Origin of the sequence: Quyinboa sediminis (genome assembly GCF_042219855.1) — a bacterium.
GTDB lineage: Bacteria > Bacteroidota > Bacteroidia > Bacteroidales > UBA5342 > JBHJHP01.
The window spans coordinates 312,291-325,886 of the sequence record NZ_JBHJHP010000005.1 but is presented as its reverse complement, the minus strand read 5'-3'; the positions used below and the strand labels follow the sequence as shown (position 1 = coordinate 325,886).

Sequence of the window (13,596 nt, the reverse complement as noted above, 5' to 3'; positions counted from 1 at the left end):
AATGGAAAGTTAATAAACTATGTGTTTTTATGAATCCATTCCGGCTCAATTATTTTTATACCGTCAAACGGTTCCTTTGTCAGTTTTATTATGGCATCTGCCACCTGCGTATCTTTAACAGGCCGGTATTTTAGCATTTTTCCTTTCAGTAAAGGCATCAAACCTTTCATGAAAAAAGCTGCCAAAGATTCTCCCAGCCTGAATTCATTGCGTTTTCCCAGTAATAACGATGGTCTTATTATGACTCTTGAAGGTATATTAACTGTTTGTATCACATCCTCCATCTGACCTTTTACCTTGAGATAAAAGTTGCCGGAGGACGCTTTTGCACCAAAGGAACTGATCACAATAACCTGCTTGTAGTTTTCTGCTTCGGCAAGACGGGCCAGGCGTGTAACATAACCATAATCTACCTTTCTGAATGCATCTTTTGAACCCGCTTTTTTCCGGGTGGTACCAAGGCAGATAATCAGTATATCAGCAGTGGGAATATGATTTACTGAATTAAAATCACATACGATTTCTTTAACTTCAGGTACAGGGACAATGCTCTGATAACGCACCAGTGTACTGATCTGAGTAAAAAAAGTATCGGTTACTGCTTTTTGTAATAATGCCTTACCTACTAAACCAGTTGATCCGGCAATAACTACTGATTTATTCATTAAAGGTACCCTTAAAAATTATATCATATTAAATATCCGATAAAGAGACAGCTGATTATGGCGATATCCCGTATTAATTAATATTAAGTTATTATTAAATAAACAAATAAATTACAAATCAATTCTGAGATAAATACACAAAACCAGAATAATCTTCGGTTTCGTGAATCGACTTACCAAATTCAAATTTAATTATTTATCGGTTCATTAACCTCTGTTTTTGTTTAAAATATTCTGTCCTAATATTGTAATGGATAAGAAAAAGAAAAGTTCAATCAGGGTTTTGATCGTGTGGTGACAGAATTGCGGCAAATTTTGTGTCTGCGAATAACGGGGTCAGTGCAATCATATCATGATGAAGTTTATCCTGAAGGTTTGCTTTTTTGTCGAACAGCATACTCCATGAGCCATCGTAATTCACATAATTCCTTAACCGGATAGTAAGCAGTCCCATGGTAAACCTGGGATTAATCTCAACCAATGGATGCACGGACAACTGTTCGTTTTCTTTGATAACCATCGCATCGATGCCCAGAAAACCTGTATAATTTGGATACCATTGTTTTAGTGCACCGCAATAAGCCGAAATGCGTGCACCACTAAGGAATGTATCAATCAGGTGCTGAATTTGCGGATTGGGATGCTTTTGTAAATAACAGCCTTTAAACTGGCCGTTGCTGTTGGTTTCAAAACATACGATACCCAGATACTCGGGAAATTCAGTTGGAGTGAGTTTAAAATGCAAGGAAAAATCAGCAATTTTATGGTGAAGCTTCTCTGCCATAACAAAGTGCTGTTTATTTAATATGCTGTTTATCCATTCTGTATTTGATTTATTCAGCTCTTTCCTTCTCAGCATTTGCAGTCCTCTGCCTGAACTACTGAAAGGAGCTTTAACCACAATACTTCCATTTTGAGAAAGCAAATCCTGAACCTGCGAAGCATTATAACATGGTTCGGGCCTTATTCTGTTATAATCTGCGAGTATATCCGCCTTCTGGGAATAGAGTTGACTCAAAACATCACCGGCTGTCATTCTGTTATAATACGTTTTGTACTGATCGTCCCATCCGTTGGATGGAGCTTTATAAAAGTCATCTGAAAGCACAGGGGACAAATTTTCCACTAATTTGTCAATCACCGGACTCCAGCCCCATGGAACCAGCCTTTCAAATGTCCTGTCACAATGAAGCAATTCATCCATGGTCATAAATGACGGCAGATCAGATTTTATGGAGGCAACATGTTTTAAAAAGTTTGTATCCGGAACCTTATTTACAAGTACAACGTCATCCTTACCTGCGAAATACAACATAACAGCGGCCATATCTTTTTCAAAGATCCGAAGTAATTCCGGCGGTTGATAACTGAAAACGCCATTGGCAACTGCCATTTCAGCTGTTGGGTTAAAGAGATAGATGCCGGAGCTCATATGTGATGTTTAATGATTTGAAATTTCGTTAATCTGCAATAATCTCAAAGCCGGTTTGAGTTCCCGGTTCAAAAGTATAAAAAATGAATATAAAAAGTGAAAGCAACAAACATCGGTTATACTTTTGTGTTTAACAGAAAAAGGTTGGGATGTTTGGAAAAAAAAAGACTGATAAACTACGTATCTATTATACATCTAAGCAATGGGACAAATTGTTCAGGTTAGCTGAAAAATTAAAACGATCGTATAATAATGAAACCCGGGCAGATGCATTGCGGTATGGCGGACTGGGTAATTACAAAAGAAGACGTTACGATCTGGCTATCCGCGATTTTAGTGCATTGGCGGAGATGGTTAACTTTCGATCTGACTGGTTTAATCTTGCAATGGCCTATGTTCAGAAAGGTGATATAGAAAATAGTGAACTGGCGTTTAGGAAAATCTATTCTGCACCTCCTATTCCGGGTTATCTTCATCAGATTTCTGTTCCTATGATGCTTCAGCTTTATGCGTCAATTCTGGCAAAACAGGGTGCCTGGGATGAAGCGCTTCATCGCATCACAGAAATTAAGCAGATGTTTGTGGCGGCAAATACAGCTGATGAGCAGAAACTACTCGATGCCGGTTTACCACCGGTGAAATCGTATTTACAGTTAGTTGTTACCATTCTGAATAATTTCCCTGAGAAAGATATAAAATCCTGGTTAGCTGAAATGAAACGGCTGCAGCCATTTTTTGAAGATATGCATTAATCCGCTATTTTTGAGAAAAAAATAAATGGTTAAAACCGGGGTCGTAACAAAAAATACAGGAAGCTGGTACCAGGTTCAGACTGAGACAGAAAGTCTGGAGTGCAGGATAAAAGGTAAATTCAGGTTGAAGGGGATAAGGAGTACCAACCCGGTTGCTGTGGGTGATATTGTTGATGTGGATGCGGAACATAATACCATTGTTGCGATTCATGAGCGTAAGAATTTCCTGGTCAGGAAATCAACAAATCTTTCAAAACAGACGCATGTTATTGCAGCCAATATAGATCAGGCTGTTCTGGTTGCAACAGTCAGTTATCCTGTCACAACCACTGTTTTTATCGACCGGTTTTTGTCTACTGCCGAAGCTTACGATATTCCGGCTAAGCTTATTTTTAATAAAACAGATCTGTATAATGAAGATGAAACCGATAAATTGGCGGAGTGGATGGCTGTATACACCGATATTGGTTACGAATGTCTGTTTACATCCGTTACAAAAGCCAAAAACATTGATAAAGTATCTCGTCTTCTGAAAGGAAAAGTATCCCTGTTGTCAGGACATAGTGGTGTCGGTAAATCGTCCCTTATAAATGCTGTTGATCCGGGAATGAAGCTGAAAACACAGGAGATTTCTGAAGCGCATCATAGCGGGAAACATACCACCACCTTTTCTGAGATGCATCCATTAAAAATAGGGGGATATATTATTGATACTCCGGGAATCCGGGGATTCGGAACCATCGATTTTGAGCGTAACGAGATATACCATTTCTTTCCTGAAATCTTTAAAACGGCAACGAACTGTAAATATCATAACTGTATCCATGTTGAAGAGCCGGGTTGTGCTGTGAAAGAAGCTGTTGAAAACGGTGAGATCAGCTATTCGAGGTATATCAGTTATCTGAATATACTGGAAGATCCTGATGACAATAAATACAGAGTTTAAACGTTACAATAAACTAAAAAACTTCTGTAATGAAGACCATTTACGATACTAAAACCCGCCTGAAGTTATTTTTGATGTTATTTGCCGGCCTGATAGTGGTTGCATCCATGTTTTTTACCAACCGGCTGGCCAATCGCTTATCGCTGGAAGAGCGCAAAAAAATGGAGCTGACTGCAGAAGCCTTTAAAATGTTGGGTCAGACCGATGACCCGGTCACGCTTAATTTAATTTTAAAAATATCCCAGAACAATACTACAATACCGTTGGTAATCATTTATGATAAAACGGACAGCATCTCGACCTTTGCCAACATACGAATCCCTGAAAATGTGGCACAGGAAGAATTTCTGAAGGATAAGGCTAAGAAGTTTGCCGAGCAGATAGAACCGATCCGCATGGAAACGCAGACAGATGAAGGCCCTTTTCAGCTAACGCTGTATTATAACGACTCGGTGCTTCTTAAGCAGTTACAGTATTATCCATATGTGCAGTTAGGCCTGATTGCTTTCTTTTTTGTTATCGCTTATCTGGCATTTTCGTTTTCTAAAAAGGCAGAAGAAAACCAGGTTTGGGTTGGTTTATCCAAGGAAACAGCCCATCAGTTAGGTACGCCCCTGTCGTCACTCATGGCCTGGACGGAATTAATGAAAAGCGGAAGTTTTAATCCTGAAATGATCCCGGAGATGGAGAAGGATCTGAACCGGTTAAATATGGTGACTGAACGGTTTTCAAAAATCGGTTCCAAACCGTCACTTGAACAGTACAACTACACTGATCTTCTGGTTGATGCTCTGGCCTATATGCGGAGCAGAACTTCTAAGAAAATTACTATAAAAAGTGATATTGAGCAGAATGCCTTTATTCCGGTTGAGGTAAATCGTCCCTTGTTTGAATGGGTGATTGAAAATATAATTAAAAATGCCATTGATGCAACAACAGGTGTTGGAGAAATCTCTGTGGTGATGATGCACAAAGAAGATATGGTTATCACGGATTTTACTGATAATGGAAGAGGAATACCTAAAAAAAGATTCAAAACCATATTTAATCCCGGATTTACGACAAAAAAACGGGGTTGGGGTTTGGGATTATCACTGACCAAGCGAATCGTTGAGAATTATCATCATGGCAGAATCTTTGTTAAATGGTCAGAACTGGAGAAAGGAACTACCATTCGGGTGATACTACCTGTACTGAAATCATAGTAGCACATTGTAATTTTCAACTATTTAAGGAAAAAAGAAACGTTTTTTTTAATTGTTGCTGTTATTTTTATAATTTTGCAGGGTTTTTAAACAGGGGACTTGAAGAGGCTGGAAGAATATATAATCCCTCTAAAGGGCTTGGAAAGCGGGAAGCAGGAGTTGAAGTTCCATGTTGACCGGACGTTCATTGAGTGTTTTGATGATGACGAAATTTCGGATACTGATGTTGATTTATCACTTTTTATCACGAAATCAACCCGGACATTTGAGTTGCAGTTTAAATTAAAAGGAACGGTACAGGTTCCATGTGACCGCTGTCTGGATGAGATGGATCTGAAAATTAAGGGAGAATTTAACCTTTATCTGAAGTACGGAGAGGAATTCAGTGAAATAGATGACGAAGTTATAATTATACCGGAGGAAGAGGGATTTTTTGATCTGTCCTCTTACGTGTATGAATTTGTAAAACTGAGTATTCCAATTGCAAAATTTCATAAAAAAGGGGATTGTAATCCTGAAATGTTAGAGCGCATCTCGGAACAAAAAACAGAACATAAACAAGATATTGATCCCCGTTGGGAAGCATTAAAGAAACTAGGTAATAACAATTAAATAAATTTGGAAAAATGGCACATCCAAAACGCAAAACATCGAAGACAAGAAGGGATAAAAGAAGAACGCATTACAAAGCAGAGATGCCAACTTTAGCAGTATGCCCTAATTGCGGCGCTTCTCATGTTTACCACACTGTTTGTGGCGAATGTGGTTACTACAGAGGCAGACTTGCAGTAGAGAAAGCAGTTGATATGTAGTATTAAGGCAATAAAGCATATGCCCTAACTCCGTTTAGGGCTTTTTTTATTTCATGGCAAACACTTTTATTTCAAGATGAGTAATTTAAAAGCAATTATCACAGGCATCGAAACCTATCTGCCCGATTATCGCCTGACAAATGAAGAAATAAGTCAGATGGTTGACACTACCGATGAATGGATCATGACCAGGGTAGGAATAAAGGAAAGAAGAATTCTAAAAGACAAAGACAAAGGTTCTGCATTCATGGGAGCCGAAGCCATTAAAAAGCTTTTAAAGAAGACAAATACGAAGCCTGAAGAAATAGAATTGGTTGTATGTGCAACAACAACGCCGGATCATCCCTTTCCATCAACTGCCTCAACGATTCAGGATCTTGCCGGATTAACCAATGCTTATGGATTTGATGTGATGGCTGCCTGTTCCGGTTTTCTTTTCGGACTGGATACTGCGGCTCAGTATATTGTTTCAGGTAAGCACAAAAAAGTTATTCTGGTAGGCGCTGATAAGATGTCGGCAATAACAAATTACAAGGACCGTACAACATGTCCTTTATTTGGTGATGCTGCCGGTGCTGTATTGCTTGAACCTTCAACAGAAGAGGGAATAGGATTACTGGATACTGATCTTCATCTTGATGGTAGCGGTCTTAAGCATCTTCAGATGAAGGCTGGTGGTTCAGTTCGTCCTGCTTCGCATGAAACGGTTGACAATGACGAACACTATGTGTACCAGGAAGGACGACATGTATTTAAGCATGCCGTGTCGAATATGGCTGAAGTTTCGGTGAATATGATGAAGAAGCATAATATTTCTTCAGAGGAGCTGACCTGGCTGGTACCGCATCAGGCCAATATGAGGATCATTGAAGCAACCGCTTATCATATGGGAATCAACAAGGAGCAGGTAATGATAAATATCGAAAAATACGGGAACACCACATCTGCTACTTTACCACTTTGTTTATGGGAGTGGGAAAAGCAGCTGAAAAAAGGGGATAAAATCATTCTGGCAACATTTGGTGCCGGGTTTACCTGGGGTGCCGGTTATCTTGTATGGGCATACGATGGTGATAAAGTTCAGTAGAAAACGCTGAAATTAAAATACGTTAAAGGCCTCTGTTAACTGACGGAGGCCTTTTTTTCTGCCATTCGTTAACATTAGTGGTGTCCGATCTCTCCTTCTTTAAATAGATTTTCTCTCAATTCCTCATCCCAGCCGTCCATGTTACGGCGAAGCCATTCCAGGGTCATACAGGCATGCTCCATCTCTTCTTCCATGTTATGCTTCAGGATATGCTTCAACGATTTATCCGTTTCAACATCATACCTTTGGTTGTACCAGTCTATGGCTTCAATTTCTTCTTTTAAACTGTTCAGTGCCCTGGTAAAGGATCTGGTTTTTTCACTCAGAGATTTAGCGGGTTCGTGATAGTCACTCATTTAAGGCCTCCTTTTTAATGATTAATATTTGCTTATAACTAATTTGTTATTATGGGGTGCAAATGATATTGCCATTAAATTTAGCAAATAATTAAACCATAAAAAAGTATATATGTCAGTTTAGCACAGGCTTGTTCTTAAGATTCAGGTATTTATGTAAGACGTTAACTAATTCTTTTTCTTTTACAGGTTTTGATAAATAGTCATCACAACCTGCATTAATACATCGCTCTCTGTCACTTTCAAATGCGAATGCGGTTTGAGCAATGACAGGAACGGTTATCTTTTTTTCCCGTATTTTCCGGGTGGCTTCAAGCCCGTCCATTACCGGCATCAGAATATCCATTAGTACCAGGTTAATGGTAGGATCGTTTAAAACCGATTTTAAGGCCTGTTCTCCATTTTCCGCACGGCTGACCTTTAGGTCATAGGATGACAGGACTTCATACAGGTACTTATATGAGATATAATCATCTTCTGCTACCAGGATGTGTTCGCCGTTGAATGCCGAAAAACCATCACTCTGAGCAGCCTGCCCGGCAATGACAGTCTCCACACTGTTGTTGGGAATAGTGAACCGGAATGTGGATCCATTGCCAGGTTCAGAAAACAGGGTAATTTTTCCACCTAACAGTTCAACGTATGCTTTTGCAATGGACAGACCCAAACCTGTTCCACCATATATTTTTTCTGTGGAATCAGAAGCCTGTCTGAACCGTTCAAAGATGATTTGCTGATCTTTTTCAGCAATTCCGATACCAGTGTCTTTGACATAAAATTCAATATCGGGACCTTTAATTACCATACCAAATTCCACATGGCCTTTATGCGTAAATTTCAAGGCATTATTAATCAGGTTAATGAGAATCTGCCTTAATCTCACAATGTCAGTTTCCGCAGTATAAGCTTTGGATGGAATTTTAGCTATGAGCTCAACCGGCCCTTCTTTTTGCTTGAACTTCATGTGAGAACTGAATATACCTTCAACCTCTTTTAGTAGTTCCGTAATATTTACAGCCGCCACAGTGGTCCTGATCTGTCCGGCATCAATTTTAGATATATCAATAATATCATTTATGAGCTCTAAAAGATGGTCGCCACTGGAAATAATATATTCAGAGTACCTGCTGATTTCATCTCTGCTGAGATCCTTATCAAGAAGAAAGGAGGCAAAACCAACAATTGCATTCATGGGTGTCCGGATTTCATGACTCATGTTGGCCAGAAAAGCCGACTTGAGTCTGTCGCTTTCCTCTGCTTTTTCTTTGGCTTTTAATAGTTCCTTTTCCCAGATTTTACGCTCTGTGATATCCATCAGTGTTCCGGTAGTTCCTGTGGTATTGCCATTTTCATCCGTTATGAGACCTGCATAAACTTCCACCCATTTATATCCACCATCTTTGGTTATATAACGAATCTCGTGCCGGCAATACGGTTTTTCTTTATTGATGAGGGGTTTAAAAAGTTTTGCATTTCTCTCGCGGTCATCAGGAAATACATAGTCCAGAAAATCTGTTCCAACCGATTCTTCAACGGTAAAATTGGTCATCTCTGTCCATGCAGGATTAAGGAAAGTCCACAATCCCTCTGCATCGGTTTCAAAAACGACCTCTTTTATCCCGTTCACCACATTCCTGTACCGTTCTTCACTTTTCTTAAGCTGGCCCCTTATCTCACTTTCAACAGTAACATCCCTTCCGCTGCCGACAACGCCAATGATCTTTCCGTCATCATCAAGCAGGGGTGATTTTGTGACGTCGAGTCGTAGAAATTTCCCTTTAACATTGCCAAACTCATCAAAACGTCCCGGCTTCATGGTCTTTCTGACTACTGCATCAGAATCCATGCAAATCTCTCCGAAAGTATGCCATTCCGGGTTATCCGGTCGGCTTTTACGTTCACGGTTGGCAAAGTAAATATCCGTTTTATCAATGGGTTCATGTACATCTTTGGCATTAAGCAGCCCGTCGCACATGGCCTTGTTTGTGAATATAAATTTGTTATCCAGATCTTTAGCCCATAACATATCAGTCATATTATCGCTGATGGTTCTGAAGAGGCGATTAAGTGCTTTGTACTTTTCTTCACTTTCTTTTATCTTTAGCTCTGCAAGCTTACGCTCTGTTATGTCCTGATGAGTGCCGAACATCCATTCCGGCTTTCCATCTTCAGTTCTTGAGATGACCTGTCCCTGGTCCAGTATCCAAATCCAGCTTCCACTTTTATGTTTTATTCGTAGTTCTGCATTATAAAAGTCCACTTCCCCTTCAAAATGTCGATTCAGATTCGTTTCGCATATCCTTGCATCATCCGGATGCATAAACTGCTCCCATGTGCGAATTGAAACAGGTTCCAGTTCATCCAGTGTATATCCGATGATATTGGCCCAGCGTTCATTGAATATGGTTTCACCGGTTTGCACGTTCCATTCCCAGGTGCCACTGTTACTGCTTGTTATTAAGTGATATAACCGGTCTTTTTGATTTTGTAATTCAGTTTCGGCTTTTCTGGTTTCTGTAATATCCCTGACCAGTTCAACGATTGAAGTAATTTTTCCGGTTTCCGGTTCGATAATAGGAAGCGCTGATATTTCATAAATATTATCTGTTTTACCATACAGCCCGTGTATTTCTGTTATTGAGACTTTTCCTGTCTCGAGCGCTGATTTACAGGCACAAGCTTTGCATGGTTTTTCAAAACTTCTGTAAACTTCATAACATTTTTTGCCTTCAACGGCATTCGATCCGTTCCATTCCTTTATTTTATTGTTTGCACTTATAATAGTAAAATCCGGTGTAAGTACAGAGATTCCATCCTGAATGGCATTTATAACATTCAGATTAAGATAGCGAAGTTCCTTATTCTTTGTGAGTTCGGACTGAATTTTTATTTCAGCCTTATATTTATTCAGAGCTATGCCTACAATGTTGACGTATGTCTTAACCTCTTCGGTATTTTCCAGATCACTGGGCTGACTATAAAACAGAAGGAAGTCTCCCATAACGCGGTTTTTATGTCTGATCTGTACAGTATAAATTTTCCCTAATCCGAGCATTTTATACGCTGTACGCGATACTATTGGTGGTATTTGTCCTTCAGTCAGTTGGTCAAGTGTCACCAATTTTAGACTTTCACCCTCTCTGATGGACTTGAGTTTATCATCCGACAGTGTCCATTCCTTGTTATGCAGCGAGAAACCGAACAGTTTATATACTTTATTTATCTGATCTGACAAACCACAAACTGCCTTATGCGTTATTGTAACCTGATCTTCGGAATAAAGGCTGAATATGCCATACTTTGCTCCGGATAGTTTGAGAAGGTTTTTTGTTATTTCCTCATAGTCAACATTATTATTGCCTGAAGATAAAAGGCTGTTACTTAAACCGAGAATGATGTTTTTATTATCGAGCCGGCGTTTATCATCAGTGATGTCTGTGAAATAGGTTACAAAATAATTTATTTCAGGAGAAAAGGCATTTACCTTATACCATCTGTTCAATATATCTGAGTACTGTTCAAATTCTTTGGACGTAAGGTTAATGGCAATATCGCCATAGAAAGATATCCAGTCAAAGCTATCGTTCACAATGCCCGGCAGAATATCTTTTATGCTTTTTCCAATGATTTTCCCTGCTTTTAAACCGGTAAGCTCCTCAAATTTTCTGTTGACTTCAATGAAACTGTAATCCACAGGCTTATTTTTATCATCAACTATTATTTTATGTAGCGCGTATCCAAATGGAGCGTTGGTTATGTTCGGGCTGTATTTTGTTTCGTTCATCAGAATATTTTTTGATGCCTCTTAGGTAAACTGCTTATTTAAACAGCAATGAAAAAGAAACATCCTTTGTGATTTTAAGCTATGACAAAAGATAAAATTGAAATAAAATTAACGTTAAACATAGGTAATATTCGTCATATTTCAAATGACAGTTTCTTATTCAGCTTTAATCCAGATTAGTGTAATCCGTTTATTTTCATACATATTCTTTAAAAGTTTTGATTTCTTATACGATAGTATTTACGTGAATGGCTTACGTTTTAATGCATGAACAGACACTTCATGATATTTTGCAGATTATATATTGTGGTCTTTTATTATTTTTGGTTCCAAACAATAAATCTCAGATATGAAGAATCTCGTTTTGATATCCACATTAATTGTAATAATAATGACAGCATGTAACTCCGGAGAAAAGGGAAATCCTTTTTTTGAAACATGGAATACACCGTATGGAACACCACCTTTCAGTAGAATAGAAAATTCAGATTACATGCCTGCAGTTGAGGCCGGTATAAAACAGGAAGAGGAGGAGATTAATGCAATTGTAAATAATACGGAGGCTCCATCGTTTGAAAATACGATAGTGGCTCTTGATAAAACCGGCCATTTACTTAAAAAAGTGACAGGTGTATTTTATAATCTGAGCAGTGCCAACACATCCGATGAGCTTCAGGAAATTGCAAAGGAATTATCTCCGGTACTGTCACGCCACAATACAAATATCAGTCTGAATCCGGAACTTTTTGCCAGGATAAAAGCTGTATATGATAAAAAGGATGAATTGCAACTGAATACGGAACAGGAGATGCTTTTGGAAAAAACATACGATGGTTTTGTAAGGGGCGGTGCGAATTTATCTGATGATAAAAAACAAAGGTTGCGGGAAATCAATGAGCAGATGAGTATGTTAACCCTGGAGTTTGGAAATAATATTCTGGCTGAAACAAATAATTTTGAACTGTTGATTGAAAATGAAGCCGATCTGGCCGGACTTCCGGAAAGTGTTATTGCCGGTGCAGCAGCAAAGGCGAAGGAAAAAGGTTACACTAATAAATGGGTTTTTACACCGCATAAGCCAAGCATGATACCATTTATAACCTATTCTGAAAAACGTGATCTGAGAAAGCAGTTATTCAATGCCTACATCAGTAGGGGTAACCATGATAATGATAAAGATAATAAGGAAATCATTAAAAAAATAGTGGCTTTGCGTATTGAACGGGCTAATATGTTTGGATTCAGAAACCATGCCGAATATATTCTCGATAAAAACATGGCAAAAACACCGGAGAAAGTTTATGATCTGATATTGAAGGTGTGGAATGCAGCACTTCCGGTTGCCAGAGAAGAGGTTAAAGATATGCAGGCCATTATTGATAAGGAAGGTGGAAACTTCAAGCTGGAACCATGGGACTGGTGGTATTATGCTGAGAAAGTTAAAGCTGAGAAATATGCTTTGAATGAGAATGAACTGATGCCGTATTTTGAAGTGAATAATGTGCGAAACGGCATATTCAAAGTGGCTGAAAAGTTGTACGGATTACAGTTTAAAGAGCGGAATGATATTGAGGTATACCATCCTGACGTTGTGCCGTTTGAAGTGCTTGATGCAGATGGTAACCATGTTGGGATCATTTATACCGATTACTTTGTGAGGTCAGGTAAAAGAGCCGGTGCCTGGATGAACAGCTATCGGAAACAGGAGCGTATCAATGGTGAAATGATCACTCCGGTCGTTTGTAACGTTTGTAACTTTCCTGCTCCGTCCGAAAATATGCCGGCTTTGCTGACATGGGATAATGTTCAAACCATGTTTCATGAATTCGGGCATGCCCTGCATGGATTATTATCCCAATGTTCCTATTATACCTTATCAGGAACTGCTGTTCCCCGCGATTTTGTGGAACTGCCTTCTCAGATCATGGAAAACTGGGCCGGCGAGCCTGAAGTGCTGAAGCTATATGCTTATCATTACAAAACCGGAGAGCTGATCCCTGAAGAATTGATTGAGAAAATCAATAAAGCATCTCATTTTAACCAGGGTTTTGCAACTGTAGAATACGTATCTGCGGCATTGCTTGATATGGACTGGCATACGCTTACCGAAGTTCCGGAAGACGGTGTTAACGAATTTGAAACCAAAACACTCAATAAATACGGTATGATCCCGGAGATTGTTGTGCGGTACAGAAGCCCTTATTTTGCACACATTTTCAGTGGCGGTTATTCTGCCGGTTACTATGCGTATATGTGGGCTGAGTTATTGGATGCAGATGCATTTAATACATTCAGGCAAAACGGGATATTCGATCAGGAAACCGCCTCTAAATTTAAACGTTTCGTTTTGTCAAAAGGCGGGACAGATGATCCGATGAAACTATACGTTCAATTCCGCGGACAGGAACCCGATCCGGATGCATTGCTTCTAAGAAGGGGCCTTAAAACAAAAATTTAATGGCATAAGATACCGAATACATTTAACTGTTATATCATGAGGCCTTCCCTTTTTGGGTTGGCCTCTTTTATTTATGAACCGGGTTTAATTGAATATGAC

General features: G+C 39.2%; 11 protein-coding genes. 7 read left to right on the top strand and 4 right to left on the bottom strand.

Going from position 1 to position 13,596, the window contains the following annotated elements; genetic code table 11:
- Positions 1-17: 17 nt before the first annotated feature.
- Positions 18-665, bottom strand: coding sequence for an NAD(P)H-binding protein (locus ACE1EF_RS13965; protein WP_375721296.1), 648 nt, complete (start codon positions 663-665; stop codon positions 18-20).
- Positions 666-936: 271 nt separating this feature from the next.
- Positions 937-2,097 carry a hypothetical protein gene (locus tag ACE1EF_RS13960; protein WP_375721295.1) on the bottom strand — a complete coding sequence of 387 codons (1,161 nt, stop codon included), beginning with the start codon at positions 2,095-2,097 and terminating at the stop codon, positions 937-939.
- A 149-nt stretch (positions 2,098-2,246) separates the two neighbouring features.
- Between ACE1EF_RS13960 and ACE1EF_RS13955 the strand changes: the two genes are divergently transcribed.
- From ACE1EF_RS13955 to ACE1EF_RS13930, 6 genes are all read left to right on the top strand, one after another.
- On the top strand, positions 2,247-2,849 hold the full coding sequence (locus ACE1EF_RS13955; RefSeq protein WP_375721294.1) for a tetratricopeptide repeat protein: 603 nt from the start codon (positions 2,247-2,249) through the stop codon (positions 2,847-2,849).
- Positions 2,850-2,874: 25 nt separating this feature from the next.
- Positions 2,875-3,795 (top strand): ribosome small subunit-dependent GTPase A, encoded by a 921-nt coding sequence (rsgA, locus tag ACE1EF_RS13950; RefSeq protein ID WP_375721293.1) that lies wholly within the window; start codon positions 2,875-2,877, stop codon positions 3,793-3,795.
- A 29-nt stretch (positions 3,796-3,824) separates the two neighbouring features.
- Positions 3,825-5,000 carry a sensor histidine kinase gene (locus ACE1EF_RS13945; RefSeq protein WP_375721292.1) on the top strand — a complete coding sequence of 392 codons (1,176 nt, stop codon included), beginning with the start codon at positions 3,825-3,827 and terminating at the stop codon, positions 4,998-5,000.
- 99 nt (positions 5,001-5,099) lie between these two features.
- Positions 5,100-5,612, top strand: coding sequence for a YceD family protein (locus ACE1EF_RS13940; RefSeq protein WP_375721291.1), 513 nt, complete (start codon positions 5,100-5,102; stop codon positions 5,610-5,612).
- A gap of 14 nt (positions 5,613-5,626) precedes the next feature.
- Positions 5,627-5,812: a 50S ribosomal protein L32 gene (rpmF, locus tag ACE1EF_RS13935; RefSeq protein WP_375721290.1), complete on the top strand. Its 186-nt coding sequence runs from the start codon at positions 5,627-5,629 to the stop codon at positions 5,810-5,812.
- A 76-nt stretch (positions 5,813-5,888) separates the two neighbouring features.
- Positions 5,889-6,899 carry a beta-ketoacyl-ACP synthase III gene (locus tag ACE1EF_RS13930; protein WP_375721289.1) on the top strand — a complete coding sequence of 337 codons (1,011 nt, stop codon included), beginning with the start codon at positions 5,889-5,891 and terminating at the stop codon, positions 6,897-6,899.
- Positions 6,900-6,973: 74 nt separating this feature from the next.
- Here ACE1EF_RS13930 and ACE1EF_RS13925 read toward each other — a convergent pair whose 3' ends face one another.
- Both ACE1EF_RS13925 and ACE1EF_RS13920 read right to left on the bottom strand, forming a co-directional pair.
- Positions 6,974-7,255 (bottom strand): encapsulin-associated ferritin-like protein, encoded by a 282-nt coding sequence (locus ACE1EF_RS13925; RefSeq protein WP_375721288.1) that lies wholly within the window; start codon positions 7,253-7,255, stop codon positions 6,974-6,976.
- A gap of 115 nt (positions 7,256-7,370) precedes the next feature.
- Positions 7,371-11,039 carry a PAS domain S-box protein gene (locus tag ACE1EF_RS13920; protein WP_375721287.1) on the bottom strand — a complete coding sequence of 1,223 codons (3,669 nt, stop codon included), beginning with the start codon at positions 11,037-11,039 and terminating at the stop codon, positions 7,371-7,373.
- 349 nt (positions 11,040-11,388) lie between these two features.
- Between ACE1EF_RS13920 and ACE1EF_RS13915 the strand changes: the two genes are divergently transcribed.
- Positions 11,389-13,497 (top strand): M3 family metallopeptidase, encoded by a 2,109-nt coding sequence (locus tag ACE1EF_RS13915; RefSeq protein ID WP_375721286.1) that lies wholly within the window; start codon positions 11,389-11,391, stop codon positions 13,495-13,497.
- Positions 13,498-13,596: the final 99 nt, after the last annotated feature.

Excerpts from the sequence above, each read along its gene's own strand:
- ACE1EF_RS13965 (WP_375721296.1), bottom strand. The coding sequence starts at position 665 with ATGAATAAATCAGTAGTTATTGCCGGATCAACTGGTTTAGTAGGTAAG.
- ACE1EF_RS13920 (WP_375721287.1), bottom strand. The coding sequence starts at position 11,039 with ATGAACGAAACAAAATACAGCCCGAACATAACCAACGCTCCATTTGGA.
- ACE1EF_RS13915 (WP_375721286.1), top strand. The coding sequence starts at position 11,389 with ATGAAGAATCTCGTTTTGATATCCACATTAATTGTAATAATAATGACA.
- ACE1EF_RS13925 (WP_375721288.1), bottom strand. The coding sequence starts at position 7,255 with ATGAGTGACTATCACGAACCCGCTAAATCTCTGAGTGAAAAAACCAGA.
- ACE1EF_RS13960 (WP_375721295.1), bottom strand. The coding sequence starts at position 2,097 with ATGAGCTCCGGCATCTATCTCTTTAACCCAACAGCTGAAATGGCAGTT.
- rpmF (WP_375721290.1), top strand. The coding sequence starts at position 5,627 with ATGGCACATCCAAAACGCAAAACATCGAAGACAAGAAGGGATAAAAGA.
- ACE1EF_RS13945 (WP_375721292.1), top strand. The coding sequence starts at position 3,825 with ATGAAGACCATTTACGATACTAAAACCCGCCTGAAGTTATTTTTGATG.
- ACE1EF_RS13955 (WP_375721294.1), top strand. The coding sequence starts at position 2,247 with ATGTTTGGAAAAAAAAAGACTGATAAACTACGTATCTATTATACATCT.
- ACE1EF_RS13930 (WP_375721289.1), top strand. The coding sequence starts at position 5,889 with ATGAGTAATTTAAAAGCAATTATCACAGGCATCGAAACCTATCTGCCC.
- rsgA (WP_375721293.1), top strand. The coding sequence starts at position 2,875 with ATGGTTAAAACCGGGGTCGTAACAAAAAATACAGGAAGCTGGTACCAG.